Origin of the sequence: Paracoccus sp. J56 (assembly GCF_019633685.1) — a bacterium.
GTDB classification, from domain to species: Bacteria; Pseudomonadota; Alphaproteobacteria; order Rhodobacterales; family Rhodobacteraceae; genus Paracoccus; species Paracoccus kondratievae.
Map to the genome: position 1 here is coordinate 1 of NZ_JAFL01000073.1, position 1,392 is coordinate 1,392.

General features: G+C 60.1%; 1 protein-coding gene. It reads left to right on the top strand.

Annotation, left to right across the window (positions count from 1 at the left end; genetic code table 11):
• The first annotated feature begins 88 nt into the window (after positions 1 to 88).
• Positions 89 to 1,117: an IS110 family RNA-guided transposase gene (locus M511_RS19015; RefSeq protein ID WP_085503272.1), complete on the top strand. Its 1,029-nt coding sequence runs from the start codon at positions 89 to 91 to the stop codon at positions 1,115 to 1,117.
• Positions 1,118 to 1,392: the final 275 nt, after the last annotated feature.

Here is a 1,392-nt window from a genome sequence, read left to right on the forward strand (position 1 = left end):
TGTTGATGGCGTGGATGCCCCCACCTGACGGCATCGCAATGTGCCAATGTGATGCGTGTTGAAGCCATCACAGAAGGAGGGAGCATCCATGTCCGAGGTTACGATTATCGGGATCGATCTGGCAAAGCGCATTTTCCACCTGCACGGTGCCGGTCACGACGGATCCGTCGTGTTTCGCAAAAGGCTTTCGCGTGGCCAGCTACTTGCGTTCATGTCTCAGGTACCGCGGTGCGTTGTCGCCATGGAGGCGTGTGCGACGGCGCATGGCTGGGGCCGCGCTTTCGAGACGTTTGGACATGAAGTGCGCCTGATCCCGCCGGTCTACGTGAAGCCATTCGTCAAACGCCAGAAGAACGATTGCGCGGATGCCGAGGCGATCGTGGAAGCTGCGGTGCGTCCGACAATGCGCTTTGTGGCTTTGAAGACCGAAGACCAGCAAGCCCGCGCGATGCTGTTTCGGACGCGGCAGATGTTTGTCGGCCAGCGCACCCAAATGATCAACGCCCTTCGCGGGCATCTTGCCGAGCATGGCCTGGTCGCGGCGCGAGGAGTTGCCCAGCTCAAGAAGCTTGCGGACGCCATCGGTGACGTGAAAACGCCCTTGCCCACCACGGTCCGAGAACTCGGCCAGATGTATCTGAACGCGATCGAAGGGTTGAGTGAACGCATTGCGGAACTCGACCGCAAGATGGGCCAGGCTACGAAGGAAGCAGCTTCGACGCGTCGTGCTCAAACCATGCCCGGCGTCGGGCCGATCACGGCATTGGCGATCGAAACATTTGCACCTGATCTGACCAGCTTTCGGCGCGGTAGGGACTTTGCCGCGTGGCTGGGGCTCGTGCCCCGCCAGCATTCGACGGGAGGCAAACCCCGTCTGGGCAAAACCTCGAAGATGGGACAGCGCGACATCCGAAGGCTCCTGATCTCCGGCGCAATGGCTGTGCTGCAGGCGGTCGAGCGCTATGGCAGTTCAAAGCATGGATGGCTTGTTCGCTTGCGGGGGCGCAAGCCACGCATGGTTGCCGCTGTCGCCTTGGCGAACAAAATGGCGCGAGGTCTCTGGGCCATGATGACGAAACAGGAAGATTACCGGAACCCGGCGGCGACGATGGCATGACAGCGCAAAGCTTGCCATCGCGCCACGGTACGTCGGGCGTGTGAGGAGATCACTGAACAGTAAGGGCAAAGGATCGACAAGATCCGGGTTGGAGAAAGCAGTATTTGTCGTGGAGCCGAAGAGCTCGCTCTGTTGATTTGCCTCTGACCCGCGCATCGCCATACCGGCCTGCGGCCACGTTCGAGCCGCACCATGAGGCCTGATACATGACCGCATCCGATCACGCGTCTGAGCTATTCAAATACCACTTGCACGAAAGGGGGCATCCATACATG